Origin of the sequence: Streptomyces blattellae (assembly GCF_009709555.1) — a bacterium.
Lineage (GTDB): Bacteria > Actinomycetota > Actinomycetes > Streptomycetales > Streptomycetaceae > Streptomyces > Streptomyces blattellae.
Map to the genome: position 1 here is coordinate 18,347 of NZ_WJBG01000131.1, position 19,869 is coordinate 38,215.

A 19,869-nucleotide genomic window follows, 5' to 3' on the forward strand; every position below is an offset into this window, starting at 1 on the left:
CCAATCCGTAGGTGTCGCCTGTTACTTGAGCTGGTCGGCCGTGTAGTAGCCGCCGTCGACCAGGACCTTCTCGTAGTTGGACTTGTCGACGTTCACCGGCTCCAGGAGGTAGGCCGGGACGACCTTCGAGCCGTTGTCGTAGGTCTTGGTGTCGTTGACCTCGGGCTCCTTGTCGTTGAGGACCGCGTCCACCATGTTCGAGGCCACCTTGGCCAGTTCACGGGTGTCCTTGTAGACGGTCTCCGACTGCTCGTCGGCGATGATCGACTTGACCGAGGCCAGCTCGGCGTCCTGGCCGGTGACGACCGGGAGCGGCTTGTCGGCCGAGCCGTAGCCGTCCGACTTCAGGGCGGCCAGGATGCCGATGGAGATGCCGTCGTACGGCGACAGGACCGCGTCGACCCGGGCGCTGCCGTAGGTGGAGGTCAGGATGTCCTCCATGCGCTTCTGGGCGGTGGCACCGTCCCAGCGCAGGGTGGTGGCCTGGGTCATGTCGGTCTGGCCGGACTTGACGACGAGATCCCCGCTGTCGATGTACGGCTGCAGGACGCTCATCGCGCCGTTGAAGAAGTACTTGGTGTTGTTGTCGTCGTTGGAGCCGGCGAACAGCTCGATGTTGAAGGGACCCTTGCCGTCCTCCAGGCCCAGCTGGTCGACGATGTAGGTGGCCTGGAGCTGGCCGACCTTCTCGTTGTCGAAGGAGGCGTAGTAGTCGACGTTCTCGGTGCCGAGGATCAGACGGTCGTAGGCGATGACCGGGATGTCGGCGTCCGCGGCCTGCTGGAGCACGTTGTTGAGCGACTTGTTGTCGATCGCCGCGACGATCAGCGCCTTGACGCCCTGCGTGATCAGGTTCTCGATCTGCGAGACCTGCTGGTCCGGGTCGTCCTCGCCGTAGACCAGCTTGGTCTCGTAGCCCTTGGACTCCAGGTCCTTCTTGACGTTGTCGCCGTCGGCGATCCAGCGCTCGGAGGACTTGGTCGGCATCGCGATGCCGATGGTGCCTCCCTCGGAGCTGCCGGCGTTCTCCTCGCTGCCGCCCTCGCTGTCCTGGCCGCAGGCGGTCAGGGTCAGGGCGAGGCAGGCGGCGGAGGCTATGGCGGAGAGTGCGGCTCGGCGAGTACGCATGGTCATCATCCTTGATGTCTGTGACTGGCTCGGTCTGGCGGTGCGGTGGGCTCCGTCGCTGGTGCGGGTGCGACCGAGAGAGGGTGTGTGGGATTGTGTTCGGCTGCGTCTGCTTTTGTGAAGAGGTGGCGGCCGGAACGTTATGAGGGTGTTTCGAAACGACGGAGCGCGCCCGGCAGCCGGGAACCGGGCGGCGCCATGTCGCCGTCCGCTCCGTGCCGTGCGAGCAGGTCCAGGGCGAGCCGGCCGCGCCGCACCCGTTCCCGGGCGCTGCTCAGGGTCAGATCGCGCATGTGGTGGCCATATGGGTAGATACCGGGTGCTTTCGACAGGCCGAACTTGAGATAGAGCGGTGCGCCGCGCCGGATCAGCTCGGCGACCTCGTACATCCGCACATAGCCGCCGAGATCGTCGGGGGCCTCGATGTACATGTCCATGGGGGCGGCGGACACCCGCCGTATCTCGGTGAGGTGATCGAGCGTCAGATCGCTGGGCACGTTGATCGAGTCGGCGCCCAGGTTCTCGTAGACCGCGTACGCGGCCGGGTTGACGGGCCCGATCAGCGCGGAGACCTTGAGGGTGGTGTCGGCGGGGATGATGCCCGCCGTACGTGCCCGGTGCAGGGTCCACAGCACGCCCTCGTCGGCGACCAGCAGACACTTGACGCCCAACTCCGTTGCCCGGACGGCGTCTTCGACGCAGCCGGCGACGGCGTCATGGCCACGGGCACGCAGCCCGCCGCCGCGTGAGTCGGTCCGGGCGGATCCGCCGATGTCCCAGATGCCGCGCGGACCGGTGAACAGGCAGAGTTCGATGTCCCGTTCGCCGGTGGCCTCGACCATCTCGGTGATCTCGGCGTCGGTCAGCATCCACACGCCGCTGCCCTGGCTGATCCGGTGGATCGGCACATCCAGCCGCGAGGACTCCTTGAGGACCACGGCCAGCGCTTCGGGACCCTCGCAGGAGGGGATCTCGGTGCGCCAGCGGCCGCCGCCGGGGAAGGAGTGCGGCGAGGTGTCGGCGGGGTCGAGTGCGGGCGCACCCAGGCCGAGCGTGGTGAGGGCCTGCTCACCCGGTCGGCGGGCTGCCGTGTCGGAGGCGTCGGTCACAAGCTGTCCTTCTGGTTCGGTATTTCGGACGAAGTTCGCGGCTCAGGGTGCGGGGGCTTGGGTGTACGCCGGTACGGAAGCTGTCAGGTTCTCCCGTACCGGCGTACGGCTCAGGGGCGCAGAAGCACCTTGCCGACCTTGGGATCACCGGACCCGACCAGCTCGATGGCGCGCGGGAACTCGGCCAGCGGCAGCTCGTGCGTGACAAGTGGCAACGGATCGAGCAGCCCCGCGGCGAACACCCGGACCGTGTGCGCCCAGGCGTCCGGTGGCGCACCGAAGACGGTGTGCACCTCCAGCTGCCGTACGACCAGGTCCGTGGGGTCGAGACCCTCGGCGCCCGGCGCCGGGATACCCGTGAGGACCAGGCGTCCGCCGCGCCTGAGCAGGGAGGCGGCGGTGCGCGCGGCGGACGCGGACCCGGCGGTCTCGATGACGACGTCGAAATCGTCGGGGAGACGCTGGTCCCTCGTACGGAAGTCGGTGGCGCCGAACTGCCGGGACAGCGGCTCGCGGTCGTTACGGGTGCCCACGACGAGCAGCTCGGCCGGGGACCCCGCCTTCAGGAACTGAACGGCGAACATGCCCAGCGTCCCGGTGCCGACCACGGCGACCCGCTCGCCCGGCAGGGCGTTCGCCTTGATCGCCGCGGCGGCGATACAGGCGGCCGGTTCCAGCAGGGCGGCGGCGGTCAGGTCGGCGCCGTCGGGCAGGACGTGCAGCAGCCGGGCCGGCAGCGTGAGCGTGGTGGCCATGGCGCCGGGCTGGGTGAACCCGGTCTCCTCGTACCCCGCCGTACACAAGGTGGTCTCACCGGCGTGACAGCGGTCGCAGACCTGGCAGTTGCGGAAGCCTTCACCGACGACGTTGCGGCCGACGAGGGATTCGGGCACCCCGGCGCCGACGGCTTCGACCGTCCCGGACCACTCGTGACCGGGCGTGAGCGGGTAACGGACGTATCCCTCGGGCCGGTTGCCCTGGTACACCTCGCGGTCGCTGCCGCAGATGCCGACGGCGTGCACGGCGACGAGGGCCTCGCCGGGGCCGGGATCGCGCGGCTCGTGCGGGACGAGCCGGTGCGTGCCCGGTGCCTCGATGACTACGGCGGTGCTCACTCCTGCGAACCCTTCGGCTTGCGCTGCTCCCAGCCCTCGGCCCACAGGTCGAACCGGGCCTGCTGCTGCGGGAACTCGGCCGCCGCGTCGGTGTCCAGCTCGACACCGAGACCGGGCGCGTCGGAGATCTCGAAGTATCCGTCCACGACCTGGGGCGCCCCCTTGACCACCTTCTTGATCTCCGCGTCGGCGAAGTCGTTGAAGTGCTCCAGGATCTTGAAGTTCGGTGTGGAGAAGCCGACCTGGAGGGAGGCGGCGGTGAGCACGGGGCCGCCGACGTTGTGCGGCGCGACCAGCATGTAGTGGGTCTCGGCAGTGGCGGCGAGCTTACGGGTCTCCCAGATGCCGCCGATGTGGCCGACGTCGGGCTGCAGGATGTCGACGGCCTGGCTCTCGAACAGCTCGCGGAACTCGATGCGGTCGTGGATGCGCTCACCGGTGGCGACGGGCATGTCGACCTTCGCCGAAACCTTTTCGAGCGCCTTCAGGTTCTCCGGCGGCACGGGCTCCTCCAGCCAGGCGGGCTTGAAGGGCGCGAGCTCGTGCGCGAGGCGTACGGCGGTCGAGGGCGAGAACCGGCCGTGCATCTCCAGCATCAGCTCGGAGTCCGGCCCGATGGCGTCGCGCACCGCCTCGATCAGCGAGACGGCGTACAGGGTCTGCTGGTGGTCCAGCTCGAAGTGCCCGGTCCCGAAGGGGTCGATCTTGAGCGCCTTGTACCCGCGCGCCATGACCTCCAGGGCGGCCTTGTGATAGGCCTCCGGCGTCCGCTCCGTCGTGTACCAGCCGTTGGCGTAGGCCTTGACCCTGTCGGTGACCTTGCCGCCGAGCAACTGCCACACCGGCACGCCGAGCGCCTTGCCCTTGATGTCCCAGCAGGCCATTTCGATGACGGCGATCCCGGACATGACGATCTCGCCGGCCCGCCCGTAGTCCCCGTACTTCATCCGCCGTACGAGGTCTTCCGTGGCGAACGGGTCAGAACCGAGAATGTGATTGGCCTCGGCTTCCCGCAGGTACCCGATCAGCGCGTCGGTGTGGCCCAGCATCCGGGTCTCGCCGACTCCGGTGATGCCCTCGTCGGTGTGCACCTGGACGTAGGTCAGGTTGCGCCACGGCGTCCCGACCACGTGTGTGCTGATTCCGGTGATGCGCACGGCAGTTGCCCCTTGCTGCGTCGTCGGCTCGGTTCTTGCTCGTTCGATATTTCGTCACTCGTTCGAAATGCTGACGCGAGACTAAGGACGGGCCGGTCGGAGTGTCAATGGGTCGAACGCATAACAGTTTCGATACGTGTTTCGATACGGCCGCCAACGACGGAAAGGCCCACTCGACGAGGGCTGTCGACGGGACGCAAACCTGAGCCCGGCATCAGCCGGCCACTCTGCGCCCTCCGGCTCGGGTTGTCGTCGGCGACGGGTCCGGTCACGCCCTTGTGCGCTTCCTTGCTGCCGAGCGTCTTCTTGCCCCCCCGGCATCGACGTCATGGGCGCGGCAACGCATCCGTGCTCGGACAGCTGAAGAGCGTGTACTTCCAGGTCACCGACCCGCTCAACCTGGAGGTGGACCTGCTGTTCTCCGACACCGCCAGCACCTGCTTCGAGACTGGGGAAGCGGACGAGCCCGCCCCGCGCGACGCCGACGGACGCCTGCTGCCCGAAGGCAGCGACCCCCAACTGGCCGCCCACCACCGAAGATTCCGCGCCCACGGCAAGTCCAAGGCTCCTGCGACGATCTGCCCCAGGTCGTCGTCGGCATAGCCGTCACCTGTGACGGCATCCCGGTCCGCGTCTGGTCATGGCCTGGAGCGACCACGTTCACCGCGACCCAGTGACATGCCCCGTCACTGGGTCACGCAGCCTTCCCGCAGGTCAGGCCTTGGATTCGGCGACCATGCGGCTACCCCTGCTGTGGAACTCCGGTTTGGGCCGACTTTGAAAAGCCGTGACAGATGCTGAACGCTGTGTGAGGGTGACGTCTGAACATGTCCATAACATGAGGGTGGTGTGCTCAGAGTGCAGAACGTGTCAGCGCGAGCCAAGGTGGGTGCGGCCGTTACCGCGGTTGCCGCCAGTGTGGGGATGCTGGTCACTGCGACGCCGGCGCGGGCCGCCACCTACACGGTCACGGACAACTGCGATGTTCCGTGGATCAACTGCACGTCCGGCGACCTGTGGCTGCTGTACAACTCGAAGGATTTGGCCGTCGAGGACGGCCACTACATCACCAGTTGGGCCACCTTCTATGGAAACGTCTCCGACTACTGGGGGACGAGCCGGTACCAGGGTTCAACCCTGGACACGTACCGCTATGTCTTCAACGGCAACGGCAAGGGTGCCTGACAGTACGTGAAGAACAACGCGGCCTCGGTGCAGAACTGCTCCAGCGTCGACAACTACCGCGTCTACTACAACTCCGGTTACGGCGGCACCTCGCAGTACTTCGCCCACCGCGATCCTTACGGCTCCTGCAAGCTCACCAACCTGATCTCGGCGCTCAAGAACGAGAACGCCTCGCAGCACTTCGCCTGAGCCACCACCAGCATGGAGAGCAAACGTCACCGATGAACGGGAAGAAGTGCACGGCTGTTGCGGCCATGGCGGCGGCCGCTCTGCTCACCGGATGCGGCGCAGAAACCGAGAACGACACCGCCAGGACCAAGACGGTCGTGGAGGACAACTCGATGGTGGACAAGGAGAACTGGCCCGAGGCCGTTCCGGAGCAGGGCTTGGCCAAGGGTATGTCTCTGCCGCTGGAGGCCTATATGCAGACCTACCAGGACACCGTGACCCTGGACGAGGCGTCACGGTCGCTCCAGGAAAGATGCATGGCCGAATACGGCCTCTCCATAGAGTTGCCGCTGGCCGGTACCAATCCGCCGCCCAGCGACAACGACGCCAACATGGAGCGCAGATACGGGCTCACCGACCGGGAGGCCGCGGCCCAGTACGGGTACGGCCTGCCCGAGGAGCTGACCGAGCAGGTGCACCAAGCGGAGCCCGACCTGACCGAGGACGAGGTCCAGGTGCTGACTGGTCACTCCACGCCCACGGAACCGACCGCGCCCGGAGCGGACCTGGCTGCTCAACCCGCTCCCGAGTCCTACAACGGAAAGAAGATCCACGAGGGCGGCTGCACCGGATGGGCGCAGGACGAGCTGCCGCAGCCCACCTCCGAGGACCTGGCGTTCGTCTCCGAGTTGAACGGAAACAGCTTTACCGAGTCGATGCAGAGCCCGGCCGTGAAGCAGGCGCTGGCCGACTGGTCACAGTGCATGCAGACCGAGGGCTACACGGCTGCCACCCCGTCCGAAGCGGCGGAGATCGTGCCGCACGTGGAAGGCGGGACCGCGTCGAAGGAGGAGATCGCCGTAGCGTTGGCGGAGATCGACTGCAAGGAGCAGACCGATCTGGTCACGGTGTGGTTCGCCGAGGAGACAAAGATCCAGAAGGCGCAGATCACCGAGCACCAGGACAGGCTGAACTCCACCCGCACGCGCAACAGCGACGCCGTCGCTGCAGCCAACGCGGAACTGGCCGGCTGATGCCGAGCGCGGGGCGCCTTCTGGCCGGTTTGACGGCAGGAGTGGTGATCGTCGGGGCTGCCGTGTACGGCGGGGTTTCGGTGGCGACAAGTGCCAACGAGGACCTCGCGCGCGGATTCCCGCCGTACCCGTCTGCGTCCGGCCCGACCGCTGGACCGGTCACCGGTACGGTCACTGTGGAGGAGAAGAAGCGGCTCGGCGCGGCGGTGGCGGCCTCAGCGGACAAGAGCGTGACGGTGTATGCGCCATCGCGGGAAGGGGACATGGTCACTTTCCCCGTGATCCTCACCAACCCGTTCAGTGCGCCCCGCGTCGTTCGGGCGCTCATCAAGGTCCAGGCGAGCCCGTACGGGCAGCAATTGAGCCTTTACGAAGGGGCCGTCGACAGCGGCGCCCCCCTGACCTCTCGCGCGAGCCTGCTCACCGAGATCAGCGTCCAGGGCGCGCACAGCCTCCCCCTGAGCGATCTGACGGTCGAGGTCCGCTCAGTCGGCAGCCAGGGCTGATCGGCACCGTCCTGGACCGAGTGTCCTCGTCGTGGCGGGCACCTGCCAGTGCACCCACGTCTGCGCTGCGCTCAAGTGAAGCATCCGCTGACGAGTTGCTGGTGGCGCGAGCCCTTTCCGACGGCCTCAACCTCGAAATCCCGACGGTGCACGACCATCACCGAAAAGGAAAAGTGTGAGACACGCAGGACGAATAAGAAAGCGGTCCCTGGCGCCGGTCACTGTCGCGGTGGCCACAGTGCTGGCCATACCGCTGAGCTTGCCCGCGCAGGCTTCCGAACCAACTCCACCGAAGAACGCGACGCAGTGGCGGGCTCCGGACACCCAGGACGTCGACAAGCCCGGGGCCGTCCCTTCCCGGGAGCGCACCGAACTCCTGGGCGAGGACTATGAGAAGTCGACGGACACTGCCTTTACCACCTCAGGTGACGGCACAGGCTTCCACCTGCTCGTCGCTGACCAGGAGAACGGCTACGCCTGGAAGACGGCGGCCACACTCTCCGAACCCGGATTCGACGCCGACACCTGGATCGGCAACGCCTGCCTGACCGCCTCCGGCAAGCGGGCAGCCGTCGCCTACGCTCCGCGTACCTTCACCAACGACCCCGAGTTGATGGCGCGGGGAGCCTTCGCGGCTGTCGTGGATCTGACCACCGGCGAGGTCACCAAGCTGCCGTTCCAGGCGTCGCTGGCCTACTTCAGCCCGGGCTGCGGTGACGGTGAGCAGGCCGTGTTCACCCAGCTCTCCTATGAGGGCGACGCCAAGCAGCAGACGCGGCTGGTCACTGTGGACACCGCCACGGGCAGGGCCGGCACTCCGGTGACTTATCCGGGTCAAATCACCTCCGCCGTGCCGACCAAGGACGGCATCGTCGCTGCCTACGGCAACCGGCTGGTCGCCGCCGGAGCCAAGGGCGAGCTCAGGGAGATCACCCGTACCGAGTCGGTGCCGTTCCAGCTCACGGTGGACGCCGCGGGCGGCCTGACCTACATCGACCGCACGAAGAGCAGAAGCACGCAGAAGGCGTCCACCGGATATGCCCGCTATTTGGACTCTGGCAAGCTTGGCAGGGCCAACTCCCGTCCCAGCACGCTCGCTTCGGGCGTACTCACCGACTGGGACCTGACCTCCTCTGCCGACGGCACGGTTTACATCACCGGCAAGGCCACGACCAAGGGCCCGCTGCCGAAGGCGGTGAAGAACCCCGGCGGCATCACCAAGGGCGCGCTCGTCTCCAGTCACGGCGAAGCCGCGCTCACCACCTCCTGGGCGGACGGCAAGGACACCCGCATCCGGCCCGAAGAGGCTCTGGCCGAGCGCACAGCGCGCATCAGCCTGCGCCTGCTGGACACCAAGAAGACGGTCACTCTGGATGCGCAGCCCGGCCAGGACCGTATCGGCGGCAAGGAGGCCGAGCTGCAAGGGGCGGCGACCTCACCGGCGCTTCCGCAGCCGGAGAAGACACCTGCCGCAAAGGACGGTTCGTCCGACAGTGGCGGCCTGTCCACGCAGACCGTGCGCACGCAACTCGCTGCCGCCTCACCCTCCGACCCGGGCGAGGACGCGGCCGAACGCACGTGCGCCGTGGCCCGCAACGACGTGAAGAAGCAGGCGTTCCAGCCGACCCCGCGCCAGGTGGAGTGGGCCGTCGACCAGGCGGTCGTGGGCAAGCTCGACTTCTACCGGTCCCCGGACTGGAAGAACACCGGCATGGCCGGCTACCAGCCGCAGGGTCTCTTCCCGCCGATCCTCCTGGAGGGTGACCCCAACGGGACGCTGGACACTGAGGACGGCGACAACGACCGCTGGCACATCCCCTCGCAGATCCTCCTCGGGGTCACCGCCCAGGAGTCCAACATGTGGCAGGCCACTCGCTTCGCCGTGCCCGGCGTCACGTCCAACAGCCTCATCGGCAACTATTACGGCGTCGACTATTCCGCGTCCGGGGAGCAGCAGGACCCGTGGGCCATCGACTGGTCGGAGGCAGACTGCGGTTACGGCATCACGCAGGCCACCGACGGCATGCGGCTGGCAGGCAAGGAGAAGCCTGGCGAGACGGCGATGAGCACCCTCAAGCAGGAGGCCGTTGCCCTGGACTACACCGCCAACATCGCCTATGGTGCACAGATCCTGTCGGACAAGTGGAACCAGACCCGCAAGGCGGGCATGAAAGTCAACGACGGCCACCCGAAGTGGATCGAGAACTGGTTCTTCGCCCTGTGGGCCTACAACTCCGGCTTCTACGAGACCGCAGACTCCGACGGGCACTGGGGCGTGGGCTGGACCAACAACCCGGCCAACCCGCTGTGGAAGGCCAACCGGCTGCCCTTCCTGGAGAACGCGTCCGGCGGCGACAGCTACGGGGACGCCGCGCACCCGCAGGACTGGCCGTACGAGGAGAAGGTCATCGGCTGGGCCGCCCGCCCGATCGCCGCCCTGTTCGGTCCCGGTGACGTCCAGGCAGGTTACCGCGCGTCCTGGTGGAACACCGGCACCGACCGCACCGCCGCCAAGCCGCCGGTCGACCTGTTCTGCGACGCCTCCAACTCCTGCGACGAGTCGAAGATCGGCGACAACGACTCCAACGACCCCGGCCAAGGCGCCTGCACCCTGGACAGTGGGAACGACGAGACCAACCCGCACTGGCTGCACTGCTGGTGGAACAAGTCGGTCGAGTGGAAGAACTGCACGACCGGCGCCCAGTGCGGCAACCAGGTCCACCGGTTCAACACCACCTACCCCGAACAGGCCGACGCCAACTCCTACCCGCCGCGCTGCAGTAGCGGCCTGCCCTCCAACGCCCTGATCGTCGACGACGTCGACAAGGGCGTCATCCCGACCGGCTCGGCCTCACGCAGCTGCGGAGCGTCCACATCCGACGGCACCTTCACGCTCAACTACAGTATGTGGAACGGCACCTACCCCGGAAAGATGGACACCCACCAGATCGGCGCAGGGTACGGCAACCACTTCTACTTCGCCCATACTCGCCAGCCGGAGTCCACGGCGGGCACCGCCAACCGCATGCGGGCTATCGGAGTCTGGAAGCTCGGTCGCCAAATCACCGAGGCCAACGGGCAGGCCAAGGTGTACGTGCACATACCCGACCACGGGGCACAGACGGCGGAAGCCACGTACAAGATCACGACGGCCAATGGTGTCGAGTCGAAGACGATCTCTCAGACTGCCAACGCGTCGAATAAGTGGGTCGATCTCGGGGCGTACTTCTTCACCGGCATGACTCCGGAGGTGAGCTTGTCCAACTTCACTAGCGACGGCACTGGCGACAAGGACATCGCCTGGGACGCGATCGCGTTCGTCCCCGGCGACTACTCCGGCATCCCCTCCGACCTCACCTTCGGCGATGCCGACCCCAACGCGCCGGAGCCGGCCCCGATCGAGCCTCCCAACACCATTTCCGGCTCCTTCTTCCCTAGCGTCACAAGTGCGCTCAAGTCGTCCATGCCGACGATTGCATCAGCGACACGCCCCGGGACCGTGAGCAGCACACAGCTCACCGCAGAGGCGACCGCCAGTTGTTCCGTGACCACCGGCACGATGACGTACACGCGGACCCAGGCGTGCATCAGAGATGAAGCCGTCATCACGTATCTCGAAAACGGCACTCCGCGTGGCGACGCCACATTCGACTACCAGCACGAGATCAATCTCGACGTCAAGAGTGACACCTTCACCCAGACTGTGACGATCGACCTGAAGTCGATGGACGCCGCCATCAACAGCGTTCAGTTCGAGGTCGACTTTGACTGCCGCGGTTACTGCCAGGTGGAAACCCCGGTCTGGACCGGAAGCAAGACATGGACCAAGGGTGACAACCACACCGCGGTCGCGACTTCGCGGATCAAGTGGAACAAGGGGACGGACCACAGCGTCATCAATCCCCTCTGGACCATTAAGGGTGCGGCCAACGGGGTGCCCACAAACACCAACGACATCGAGAAGGAGGAACTGGACGTCCGCTGCGACGTCGAGGTCGGTACCACGCCGGGCTGCGTGTTCAGTCACTACACGCCGACGTACGTCATGAACTCCAAGAAGTTCCCGGCGGCCGCTGCGCACGCATGGCTGATCCAGAACAAGCTTCCCGGCCACTACGGACTGCGGGGCTACAACCCGCTTACCTTCCTGGCCGATGACGTTCTTGTGCCTGATCCCCCGACGAGCAACAAGAGCCTGGTCGACCACAACCGCGACACCATCTGCCCGGACGCGTGGCAGCGTAGCCCTCTGGCCACCATGTCGGACAATTTGGGAGCTGGCGATGTTTCCAGTTGTGATGAGTTTCCCTTCGCAGCCAGCTGGCAAAGCGCCGCGATCCCGAAGACATGGGGCGGCAAGAATCTCAAGCAGGTCAGTGACGGCAAGGAATGCCTGAACACTATCGCCGTCAAGGGCAGCGACGGGCTGTGGAGGCTGATACCCGACTCGCGCGCCCACGTGCCGACCTGGACGGAGCCCTGCGGTCGCTCCAGTATGTCGAACAACCAGAACACGCAGTCCATGAGCCTGTTCCCGAAGTTCCGGAGGGACAACCGAGTCATGGAGGGCGACGACTACTGGCTTGACGCGCAGAAGCCGTAAGCGGAAAGCGAACCAGAACAGGGGGCCGGGTGGATCATCACCCGGCCCACCACTGTTCGGTGTCGGCCGGAGCGAGGCCCGGTCAGTCCCAGACCACCCGTCCGTCCTGGACGAACGGGTATCGTCCACGCGTGAGCACACCGTCACCACGGCCGTGCTCCAGCATGTCGGCCACGCCGGCCAGCAGTTCTTCCAACGATGCAGCGTACCTCTTCGGGTAGTCGGTCTCGCGATACGCCAGCACCGGAACGCTGCCGTCCCGCTGCCCGGCGTCCAGGACCAGCCCGTAGTGGGCGTCGACCTCGGCCAGGACGGGAATCCACGACGGCTGCCACCAGTCCTCGTCGCCAATGTGGTCGGCGATGCGGAGATGGTTCCCGTGCCGGTCGATGATGCTCTGGCAGTCGAGGAACACCTCCCCTCCGGGAAAGATCCGCGAGTCCGCGTGCGGGACGAGGCGAAACCCGCCGGGGACAGCGGTCCTGGAATCCTTCGCGGTACTGCCGTTGTTCTGGCGCAGCCATGTCTCCAAGACCTCCGGGAGCCCAAAACCCAGGTGATCACTCAGACGTTGAAGGTCGGCGTCCGTGGCCGGGGGATTGAGCGCCTGGGCGCTGGCGGGGGCGTTCTCCACCAGCCACCGGACAATCCTGGCCCACTCATACCTGACACCATCCGCATGAGACATGAAAGCTCCCTCCTGGCACGACTCGTTGGCGTAACCCCCTAGCCCGAGTTTCCCCGCTAGCTGATGCGTAGGCGTCAACAGGCGTGTCCAGCTTGATCGTTCGGTCTGGCAAGTGTATTACCCATATATGCCGTCGATCATCAGCAAGCGCCGAGGCGCCCGGACTGTCAAGCCCCGGAATCCCTGCCCCCAGGGCCTGTTGCGCCTCGTGGAGCATGCTCGGGTCGACACCGGGACTGAGGGCTTCGGCCTGCTGTGGAGCGTTCCGCCTCGACCAGTCGGTGATCCGTCCCCATGCACGCCGAATCCGTGGCTCCTGAGACAAGTGTGTTCCCCTTCCGGCGTGAGTGGTGACAGCCGGGTTCCGACCCTACGGTGCTGGCAGGCCGCCGTCGCTGTTCGTCGCGGTGCCGCTGGTACTCGCATCGGGAGGATCAGGATGACTTGCTTGATGCCGCGGAAGTTGCCACGCCGGCATGGGTAGTTCCCCACATAACTTTCACGGATGTGACTATGAATGTTACCTGTGAGGAACTTAGTCTCCTCGCGACATGGACTACTGCCACGTGTGCCGAAGGCACCTGAACGGCGCCCTGGCCTGCCCGGGGTGCGGCGCATCGGCCGACTCATTCCACGAATCGCGCGCGTACGACGCTCCGGGAGGGTCCTACGAGGCTCCCCGCGCCGACGAGCGTGACGCCCACGGCGGTGACCGCGACGAGGTGCGCGACGGTGGACGCGATGACGAGTACGGCGGCGGTCGCGGCGAGGAGTACGACGACGAGGACGCGCCCCGCGGCCGTGCCGCCCGGCGTCGCGGCCGGGGCCGGGGCCGTGCGCGAAACGTCGCGGTCGCGGTGGATGCGGTCGGCGCCGCCGACGAGCCCTACGACCCCTACGACGATCCCGATCACGAGGGTGCCGACGACGAGGACCCGGCAGGCGGCGCGAGCCGTCGCGATCGCAAGGCCGCGGCCCACCGTCGCCGTCGTCGCCGGACCGTGCTGATATCCGCGGGCTTCCTCCTGGCCGCCGGCGGCCTGAGCCTCGCGGAACTGGGCACGGACGCCCTGGGTCCGGCTCCGAAACCGGCGGCCGAGGACGGCGGCGCGTCAGCCGAGGGCGGCACGTCGAAGGAGGCGGACGCGACGGCCGGGCCGATAGGCGGCACGCAGGGCACCATCGGATCGCCGGATTCCGCGAACCCGTCCGGCGCCACCTCCCCGTCGGCGTCCAGGTCGGCGAAGGGCGACGAGCCGGCACAGGAAGAGACCGAGCAGGACTCCCAGTCCGCGACGGCGGTACCGGCTTCGAACCCGACCACCGCGGATCCCGGACCGTCGACCCCGGCCGAGACACCCACCCCCAGCACGGAGCCGACCACCTCGGACCCGACGCCGGAGCCCTCGCCTTCGGAGACGTGCGAGCGGGTCTTGTGGTGGTGCTCCTGAGCGCTCTGCTGGGAGTCCGGTGCGTGGATCGCGGCGCCATCGCGGCCGGCCGCGATCGACGGCCGGTCGCGGCACGTCCCGCGGAGCGCTGAGTACTTCCCGCGGAGCTCTTGGCTCGTCCCGTGATGGCGCACCTGGTCCGTCCGGTGATGGCGCACCTGGTCCGTCCGGTGATGGCGCACCCGGCTCGAACCGTGATGGCGCACCCGGTCCGTCCCGTGGCGGCCTACCCGGCTCGTTCCGTGACGGCGCTCCCGGTCCTCCGTGACGGCCTACCCGGTCCACCCCGCGGCGGCGCACCCGCCCCGCCGGAAGGCTCCTCACTGCCCCGATTCGAGCATGCGCCGCAGCAAATCACGCAACGTCACTCGCTCGTCCCCGGAGAGTCCCGCCAACGGCTCCCGCGCGAACCGCAGCGACTCGCGCAGGCCGCGCGCCACACGCCGGCCCTCGTCCGTGGTGACCGCGAGCTTCACCCGCCGGTCGTTCGGGTCCGGGCGGCGCTCCACCAGCCCCCGGGACTCCAGCCGGTCCACGATGCCCGTCACATTCGACGGCTCGCACTTCAGCTTCTGGGCCAGCTTGCGCATCGGCAGCGGCTGAAGGGACAGCAGGCTGAGCAGCCGTGCCTGCGCGCCGGTCAGGGCGTGGTCGGCGGCGGCGACGTCGAAGTCCTCGTGGTAGCGGGCCACCACGTCACCGATCAGCTCGACCACGTCCATGGTGACGGCGTCGGGGCGGCGGGTCTTCTGGTCGCTGGCCATGCGCTCCAGCCTACCCCGTTACTTGACATCCTGAAATATTCAGGAGCATCGTTGTTTCAGGTACTGAAGCATTTCTCGCTCGCCCGGAAAGGCGCCCCTCATGATCAACCGCGAATGGCACCTCCTCTCCCGCCCCGTCGGCTGGCCCAAGCCCGAGGACTTCGCCCTGGTCGAGAGGGAGGTCCCCACGCCGGGTGAGGGGCAGGTCCTGGTCCGGAACACGTACCTCTCCGTCGACCCGTACATGCGCGGACGCATGTCGGCGGCCAAGTCCTACGTCGCCCCCTTCGAACTCGGCAAGGTCATGCAGGGCGGCGCCGTCGGTGAGGTCGTCGCCTCCAACGCCGAGGGCATCGCCGTCGGCGACCACGTCCTGCACTTCTTCGGCTGGCGCGAGTACGCCGCCGTGGACGCGAAGAACGCCGTCAAGGTCGACCCGCAGGCGGCGCCGCTCAGCGCGTACCTCGGGGTGCTCGGCATGACGGGCCTGACGGCCTACGCGGGCCTGCTGCGGGTCGGCGCTTTCAAGGAGGGCGACGCGGTGTTCGTCTCCGGCGCGGCCGGTGCCGTCGGCAGCCAGGTCGGCCAGATCGCGAAGCTGAAGGGTGCCTCCCGGGTCGTCGGGTCCGCCGGGTCCGACGACAAGGTCAAGCTCCTCGTGGAGGAGTACGGCTTCGACGCCGCCTTCAACTACAAGAACGGGCCGGTCTGGGAGCAGCTCAAGGAAGCCGCCCCGGACGGCATCGACGTGTACTTCGACAATGTCGGCGGCGAGCACCTGGAGGCCGCGATCGGCGCGCTCAACCAGCGGGGCCGGGCCGTGATCTGCGGCATGATCTCGCAGTACAACGCGACCGAGCCCACCCCCGGCCCGCGCAACATGGTCAAGATCCTGCAGAACCGGCTCCGCGTCGAGGGCGTTCTCGTCGGCGACCACTACGACCTCCAGCCGCAGTTCGTCCAGGAGGTCGGCCCCTGGGTCGCCTCGGGCGCGCTCAAGTACCGCGAGACGGTCGTCGAGGGCATCGAGAACAACCTTGAGGCGTTCCTCGGCGTCCTGCGCGGCGACAACACCGGAAAGATGATCGTCAAGCTCTGACAGTGATGATGTCCGTGGTGACGCCGAGCGCGTGACGCCGGTCTGGCGCAGTTCGCCGCCTACGACGAAGGCCGCACCCCTGGACGTGGGGTGCGGCCTTCACCCGGGTCAGACGGTCAGCGCCGCCGTGTGCACCGCCCGCACCAGCCGCACGTTCTCCGGCGCCGCCCCGCCGGGGAAGGCGCACCGGCGTCGCGTGTAGCCGTACGCCAGCCCGCCGCGCGGATCGGCGAAGGCCTGCGAGCCGCCCGCCCCGCTGTGCCCGATCGTCCCGGCGCCGAGGAACGGGTAGGCGAGGTCCGCCGTCATCTGGAAGCCGAGCCCGAACGTTTTGTGCGTCCGCGACACCAGGTCGTAGCCGACGGAGTGGATCTGGCCGAACTCGGCGACGGTGTCCGGCTTCAGCAGTGGCGGCCGGCCGTCCACCTCGCTGATCGCCGCCGCGTACATCCCGGCGAGCCCGCGCGCCGCGGCCACACCGCCCGCCGACGCAGGCCCCTTGGCCCGCACCAGACGCGAGTTGGCGTGATCCACCAGGTCACCCGCGTCCGGCACATGCGCGTTGGACGCGATCGAGGCGAGCGTGTGCGGGCCGGTCCGCTCGGCGTCGATGAGCGCCTGCTGCTCCGGCGTCGGCGCCATCGGCTGCACCGGGCGGAAGCGCGGTTCCAGCGCGTCGGGCAGCCCCAGATGGAAGTCGAGGCCGTACGGCGCCCGGATCCGCTCCTCGTACACCTCCTGGAGGGTGTGGCCGGTGGCCCGGCGCACCACCTCGCCCGACAGCGCCCCGATGACGAGGGCGTGGTAGCCGAAGGCCGTGCCGGGACGCCAGAACGGCCGCTGGTCGGCGAGCCGTTCGGCGATCACCCGGTCGTCGGCCAGCTCCTCCGCGGAGAACCCGGCGTCGAGGCCCACCAGCCCGGCCCGGTGCGCGAGCAGGTCGCGCAGGGTCAGCGCGCCCTTGCCCTCGGCCCCGAACTCCGGCCAGTAGTACGTCACCCTGCGGTCCAGTTCCAGGGTGCCGTCCTGCACCAGCAGGGCGACCACGAGATGGGCGGCGCCCTTGGTCGACGAGAAGACGCCGTACAGCGAATCCGCGTCCACGCCGTCCCCCGTCCACAGGTCGACGACTCTGCGGCCGTGGACGTACGCGCACAACTGGCCCTCGTAGTCGTCCCGTTCGCCCGCCACGAACGCGGCGAACTCCTCGCGCACCGCGCCGAAACCGTCCGCGACGGTGCCGTGGATCTCCTTCGTCGTCATCCACCACTCTCCTGACTCGCCTGTGCCACGGTGAACATTCCCCGGGCCACCTGCGCGAATTCCCCCTTCGGATGATCCCGGAAGAGGGGCTCGGTGCCGAACAGCACGGCACCTGGACCGCTGATCACCGACGCCTGCCCGGCCGCTGCCTCCGGACCGCCGCCGCCGTCCTCCAACGGCCGCCAATGCCCGGAGACCAGCGGGTCACCGGTCCCGTACCTCTGCTCCACCCGCACCTCGGGGCCGAGGTCGGTGAACCAGACGGGCGCGTACACGAAGCTGTGGTCCGGCGCGTCGCCGGTGATCCGGCCGCCCGTGTTCACCACGCGCACCACGCCGTTGGCGTCCCCGTTGCCCTCGACCGGCTTGGCGGCCAGCAGCCCGGCGGCGGAGGAGAGTTCCGCGCCGGTGGCGCCCCGGCCGACCAGACCGTGGCCGGTGAGGAAGGCGTCCAGTGCCGTGCGGGCTGCCGGGTTCAGGGCGTCGTAGGACAGACCCGCCGAGACGAACAGGACGTCCGTCGTCGACCAGTCGAAGCCCGCGTTCAGTACGGTCGTGGAGACGGGCGTGACCTCGAAGTCCATCTCCCTGAGCGCGAACAGCTCGCCCGCCGTGGCGGCGGCGGCCACGCGGAGCGGGCGCAGTCGCGTGGTGCCGCGGGTGCGCGTCGCCTCGAAGGCCACGTCGTGGGTGCGGGCCGCGGTGACTGCCGCCTCGCGTGCCGAGGACGGCACGATCGCGCTGCCGTCCGCCGCCTGGCGTATCGAAATGCCCTGCCGGAGCAGGTCGTTGAGGGCCGCGATCTCCTGGGGGGTGTCGAGGCGCAGGCGCAGCGGGCCGTAGGGGGCGACGCGGGCGACGGGCCGGGCCTCGTCCACGGTGCGCAGTGCGCCGTACGGCAGGCTGCCGCTCTGCGCGGGCCGCACCGTGGCACCCCAGAGGCGGCCGAGGCTCCAGCCCGAGATGTCGTACATCACCGACACCTTGCCGCTGATGTCGGTGCCGTCGGCGAGCAGGGCGTTCGCGAGGCCGCGCTTGGGCTGGCGCAGGTCGACGACGTACGAGCCCTTCGTGTACGTCCGTCCGGCGAGGCGGAACGGGCGGCTCGCGCGGGTGACGGCGACGTCGTTGGCGAGCAGGTGGTCCACCAGGCGGGCGGCGGCGGTGGCCGAGCGCTGGGACGGCCCCGCGGGGACGACGTAGGCGCGCGGGAAGTCCGTGGTGTAGACGTCCTCGGGGCCGATGCCGGGGACGCCCGGAACCGTCTCCTGCGACACCGGAACCTGTGCCTCACCCGCCGCGCCGCGCCGGAAGACCTCGATCTGGTCGGCGATCAGTGAACCGCGGTGGGTGCGCGTGAAGTCGAGGGTGGCGCGGATGGCCGCGCCCGCCACGTCGACGTTGACGGCCGACCTGCGGCGCAGCTCCTCGGCCGGGAGGGTGTCGTACGCCCTGTTGTTCACCGCGAGCGGGATCTCCACGGTGTGCGCGGCGACCGTGCCCTGGAAGGCCGCGTACTGCGGGGTGAAGACCGGCGGCCAGTCGTCCCAGCCCTCCTGCTGGTCGCGGAAGGGGATCTGGGCGGGCTGTACCCCGTCCTTCCCGGGCGTGTAGCCGAGGCCGTTGACCGCGGCCTCCATGCCCAGGGCGTTGGCGTAGGTGTTCTTGAGGAACAGGTCGTACTCGTAGTTCTCGCCGTGCGGGGGAGTGGTGGGCTCGATCAGGGTGCCGTTGACGTAGCCGTGCAGGTCGAGCATGACGGCGGGCTGCTTGTCGATCTGGATCTGCCGCATCGCGCGCACCTCGGGCTGCGAGGCGGTCACGAAGTCCCGGTTCATGTCGAAGCCGGCCGCGTTGGTGCGGGTGCCGGCGATACGGCCGTCCGGGTTGGCGGTGACGTTGAAGTAGAGGCGGGAGCGGGAGAGGAGGTCCCTGGTCTTCGCGTCGTCCGCGGTCGCGAGCTGCTCGATGAGGTCGAGGGAGGCGTCGGTGCCCTCCCACTCGTTGCCGTGGATGTTGTTGTTCACGAAGACGGGGACCTTGTAATCCGCCTTGATCTCAGGGGACTTGGCGGCGGCTGCGGGCGCGGTCTCGATCAGCTCGCGCATCCGCTCCTGGGCGCGGGTCTGGCGGGCGGTCTCCGGGGCGGTGACCGTGACGAGGTAGAGGCGGTGACCGCCCGCCGAGCGGCCCGCGACCTCGACGCTCACCCGGTCGCCCAGGGACTGCAGGGCGTTCAGCCGCGGGGCGATCGCGTGGTACGGGGTGAGGCCGAGCTTGATGGACTTGTCGGCGGGGTTCTCGGGGTCGGGGGTGAGGATCCGCTCGCGGGGATAACCGCTTGCCGAATCGGTTCTGCCGACGGTGGCGGTGAGCGCCCGTTCGGCCGCGCTCACCGGGGTCAGGGCGGCCTCCCGGTCGAGAGCGGGGCCCTCCCGGGTGACGGGCTCGGTGTCGGCCCCCGCACTGCCGGGGGTGAGCAGAAGCGACCCCGCCGTGGTGAGGGCGAGGGCGGTGATCAGGACGGGTCTCACAGGGGCGGTTCTCGTGGTGCGCACGCGTACCTCCTCCGGGCTTCCTGAGATCGGTACGGCGAGAT

Annotated in this window: 15 protein-coding genes and 1 pseudogene; 8 read left to right on the forward strand and 8 right to left on the reverse strand. The window is 68.3% G+C overall.

The window, feature by feature from the left end:
• Positions 1-21: 21 nt before the first annotated feature.
• The 4 genes from chvE to GFH49_RS13555 form a co-directional block, all read right to left on the reverse strand.
• A complete protein-coding gene (chvE, locus tag GFH49_RS13540; protein WP_155056118.1) occupies positions 22-1,128 on the reverse strand; it encodes a multiple monosaccharide ABC transporter substrate-binding protein in 1,107 nt (368 codons plus the stop codon).
• Positions 1,129-1,268: 140 nt separating this feature from the next.
• The gene (locus tag GFH49_RS13545) at positions 1,269-2,237 is read right to left on the reverse strand and encodes a hypothetical protein (RefSeq protein WP_155056119.1); all 969 of its coding nucleotides are present in this window, start codon (positions 2,235-2,237) and stop codon (positions 1,269-1,271) included.
• A 110-nt stretch (positions 2,238-2,347) separates the two neighbouring features.
• Positions 2,348-3,352 carry a zinc-dependent alcohol dehydrogenase gene (locus GFH49_RS13550; RefSeq protein ID WP_155056120.1) on the reverse strand — a complete coding sequence of 335 codons (1,005 nt, stop codon included), beginning with the start codon at positions 3,350-3,352 and terminating at the stop codon, positions 2,348-2,350.
• Entirely contained in the window at positions 3,349-4,509 is a 1,161-nt protein-coding gene (locus GFH49_RS13555) for a mandelate racemase/muconate lactonizing enzyme family protein (protein ID WP_155056121.1), read from the reverse strand. Before GFH49_RS13555 ends, GFH49_RS13550 begins: the two co-directional genes overlap by 4 nt.
• Before the next feature lie 363 nt (positions 4,510-4,872).
• On the opposite strand from GFH49_RS13555, the pseudogene GFH49_RS13560 reads away from it, so the two are divergent.
• The 6 genes and pseudogenes from GFH49_RS13560 to GFH49_RS13580 all read left to right on the forward strand — a co-directional run.
• Positions 4,873-5,165, forward strand: a pseudogene (locus GFH49_RS13560) (IS1634 family transposase); the annotation flags it as partial.
• 268 nt (positions 5,166-5,433) lie between these two features.
• Positions 5,434-5,694: a hypothetical protein gene (locus tag GFH49_RS40075; RefSeq protein ID WP_230396273.1), complete on the forward strand. Its 261-nt coding sequence runs from the start codon at positions 5,434-5,436 to the stop codon at positions 5,692-5,694.
• Between the two features lie 6 nt (positions 5,695-5,700).
• Positions 5,701-5,883, forward strand: coding sequence for a hypothetical protein (locus tag GFH49_RS40080; protein WP_230396274.1), 183 nt, complete (start codon positions 5,701-5,703; stop codon positions 5,881-5,883).
• Positions 5,884-5,915: 32 nt separating this feature from the next.
• On the forward strand, positions 5,916-6,896 hold the full coding sequence (locus GFH49_RS13570; protein WP_155056123.1) for a hypothetical protein: 981 nt from the start codon (positions 5,916-5,918) through the stop codon (positions 6,894-6,896).
• Positions 6,897-7,072: 176 nt separating this feature from the next.
• A complete protein-coding gene (locus GFH49_RS13575) occupies positions 7,073-7,402 on the forward strand; it encodes a hypothetical protein (RefSeq protein ID WP_155056124.1) in 330 nt (109 codons plus the stop codon).
• 259 nt (positions 7,403-7,661) lie between these two features.
• On the forward strand, positions 7,662-12,005 hold the full coding sequence (locus tag GFH49_RS13580; RefSeq protein ID WP_230396275.1) for a golvesin C-terminal-like domain-containing protein: 4,344 nt from the start codon (positions 7,662-7,664) through the stop codon (positions 12,003-12,005).
• 82 nt (positions 12,006-12,087) lie between these two features.
• Here the strand turns inward: GFH49_RS13580 and GFH49_RS13585 are convergent, their stop codons facing one another.
• On the reverse strand, positions 12,088-12,693 hold the full coding sequence (locus tag GFH49_RS13585) for an SMI1/KNR4 family protein (RefSeq protein ID WP_155056125.1): 606 nt from the start codon (positions 12,691-12,693) through the stop codon (positions 12,088-12,090).
• 551 nt (positions 12,694-13,244) lie between these two features.
• Between GFH49_RS13585 and GFH49_RS41815 the strand changes: the two genes are divergently transcribed.
• A complete protein-coding gene (locus tag GFH49_RS41815) occupies positions 13,245-14,144 on the forward strand; it encodes an SCO2400 family protein (RefSeq protein ID WP_521969629.1) in 900 nt (299 codons plus the stop codon).
• A gap of 320 nt (positions 14,145-14,464) precedes the next feature.
• Here GFH49_RS41815 and GFH49_RS13595 read toward each other — a convergent pair whose 3' ends face one another.
• Positions 14,465-14,908, reverse strand: a complete 444-nt coding sequence (locus GFH49_RS13595) for a MarR family winged helix-turn-helix transcriptional regulator (RefSeq protein ID WP_155056126.1) — start codon at positions 14,906-14,908, stop codon at positions 14,465-14,467.
• Positions 14,909-15,008: 100 nt separating this feature from the next.
• Here GFH49_RS13595 and GFH49_RS13600 point away from each other — a divergent pair, with 100 nt between their 5' ends.
• Positions 15,009-16,007 (forward strand): NADP-dependent oxidoreductase, encoded by a 999-nt coding sequence (locus GFH49_RS13600; RefSeq protein WP_155056127.1) that lies wholly within the window; start codon positions 15,009-15,011, stop codon positions 16,005-16,007.
• A gap of 108 nt (positions 16,008-16,115) precedes the next feature.
• Here GFH49_RS13600 and GFH49_RS13605 read toward each other — a convergent pair whose 3' ends face one another.
• Both GFH49_RS13605 and GFH49_RS13610 read right to left on the reverse strand, forming a co-directional pair.
• Positions 16,116-17,270, reverse strand: coding sequence for a serine hydrolase domain-containing protein (locus GFH49_RS13605; RefSeq protein ID WP_155056128.1), 1,155 nt, complete (start codon positions 17,268-17,270; stop codon positions 16,116-16,118).
• Entirely contained in the window at positions 17,267-19,828 is a 2,562-nt protein-coding gene (locus GFH49_RS13610) for a M14 family zinc carboxypeptidase (protein WP_155056129.1), read from the reverse strand. Before GFH49_RS13610 ends, GFH49_RS13605 begins: the two co-directional genes overlap by 4 nt.
• Between the last annotated feature and the right edge of the window lie 41 nt (positions 19,829-19,869).